The following is a 2,165-nucleotide window of genomic DNA, read 5'->3' as shown; positions in this document are numbered from 1 at the left end:
TGCCAGAGCTTCGCAAAGGTCCGAGGCGGCTTTTTAGCAGGCCGACTGTACGAACTTGGTGATACCGACAAAAATCGGGCAGGGTGAAGAAGCGCAGAAAAATACAACAGCCGGTGACAGGCTCAGTTTTTGTTAAATGAGGACTGGGTATGCACGTATCGCAGGTTATCCGTAGAAAGCCACCCAATATTTGTATTAGCGTGTAATTGATTTTTTTGATGGGATTCATTTAGGATGGCGGCATAAATATCTTTTGGAACAATAAAAATGCGCTTGCGTACTCTTTGGGTGTTTTGCCTGGTGCTGTTTTTGGGGTTTCAGGCCAAGGCCGGTGAGGCGTCATCTTTAACCGGCCCCACCACAAATAACACAGGTACCTTTTCTCTTACCCATGGCCTCATCAGCGCGCTTCACACTCAGTGGGTCCTTCTCCATGAATTTAAAAACGGAGAGTACACGCGCCAAATTGCCATCAATCAAAGCGATTGGCGGGGGGGCACTAAGGCAATAACCGTTTCTGCTACCGGAAACTACCGCTACGAACTTTGGCGTACTTGGTGCAGGCCGAGAGTGATTGAGGATCCCCCCGGCCCCGGCGGACCTATTGACGGCCCTCCGGATCCTTCTATTTGCACCCCCCGTCAAGAGAAAATTGATGAACATGCCATCACTGTGGTACTGAAGCCGAATACGCCTGCCAGTATTGGCTATCAATCCAACACGGTTGAAAGCGGCAGCACCGATACCAACGGCAAGTTTACCATCACCTGGGGCGCGTCCAGTGAAGGGCCTCTAGTCAGTGGCTACCAGTGGTGCCAGGAAGTCAACGGTACCTGGCAATCCACCAGCAGCTGCCCCAGGGTCAGTAAGAGCACCCGCACAAGAGCACTGCCCACGACCACCGGCGTTATGCCCAGTGGCCAATATCGATACCGGGTGCGCGCCTATGCAAACATCGGAAGTTATTATCAGTACAGCGGCTGGCGTACCTCCTCGGCGCTTTCTGTAAAACACTTCCCCACGCGAGTGAGTGGATGGCTGGAGCCCGGTGGCGGCACACTGCCCGGCCCCAGTTTCTCATTAAAATGGAGTTCTGTGGGTAACCCCGATGCCTCCGACCCTATCACCCATTACCAGCTGCAATGGAGTGTGGATGGCGGCGGCTATGGCTATGTGCCTTTTGTGGGCAGTCTCGATGGGTCCAATCTTGGAAAAACCACATCGGTCACTATCAGCAAGGCGAATACCGGCCGGGATATCACTGCCGCTGTCTATAAATTCAGAGCCAGGGCCTGTAACAGCTCCGGCTGTGGCCCCTGGTCGCCGATCAAACAGCTCAATCCGCCCACGCCCCCCACGCCCAGGTTTTCCGACAACCTGCCCAATCACGTTTACAACCTGGATTACACCATCACCTGGGCAAATGTCGGCGCCAACAGTTACCAGCTGAAGCGGATGCGCCTGGGACAAAATGAGAGTGGCTGTGTTGTGGAGTCCGATGGCAATTGCTGGCGGACAGTAGTCACTACATCGGGCACCAGCTATTTTGATGGCGGCAGTGCCCCCGGCAGTTACCGTTACAAGCTGGATGCCTGTAATGATTTTGCATGCAAATCCGTATTGAGCCCCTGGGTCAAGGTGCACAGTCTGCAACATACCGATGAGCCTCCAGCAGTAACCACCGAGGCTCCAGACACCCCTGGAACCCTGGCGTACAATGCGGATGTCAGCGCTTCCGGCAGTGCCGAGATCACGGTACCTGTGCAGGTGGCGCCCGGCGTCAACGGACTGCAGCCGAACCTGTCCCTGCGCTATACCAGTGCCCGTTTTAACAAACGCATGAATGAAGCCCTGCCGGAGGATATTCTCGGTCACGGCTGGCGCGTGGGCGGCTTGAGCAATATTCGCCGCTGTGTGGTCAACCGGCCCAGCAGTGATAGAGTGCGCTTGACTACCGTCGACTCATTGTGCCTGGATGGCGAACCCCTGGTATTGGTTTCCGGCACCCACTGGCAGGCGGGGGCAACGTACCGCACCCTGCGTGACAGTTTTTACCTGATCGAATTACAGAAAAACACTGCCAATAAAATCTGGTTTAAGGTAAAAACCCCGAACGGCTCGATCAAAGAGTACGGCGCAACCGCCGACAGCCGCCTGAGAGACGA

1 protein-coding gene is annotated in these 2,165 nt (G+C 55.0%); it reads left to right on the top strand.

The window, feature by feature from the left end:
• Nucleotides 1-570: 570 nt before the first annotated feature.
• A partial coding sequence (locus Q5Y71_RS16645; RefSeq protein ID WP_306043202.1) for a hypothetical protein occupies nt 571-2,165 on the top strand: 1,595 nt, incomplete at its 3' end.

It is taken from the genome of Microbulbifer sp. 2205BS26-8 (genome assembly GCF_030731025.1).
GTDB classification, from domain to species: domain Bacteria; phylum Pseudomonadota; class Gammaproteobacteria; order Pseudomonadales; family Cellvibrionaceae; genus Microbulbifer; species Microbulbifer spongiae.
Note: the sequence above shows the minus strand (reverse complement) of the source record. Positions and strands in the feature narration are given on the sequence as shown.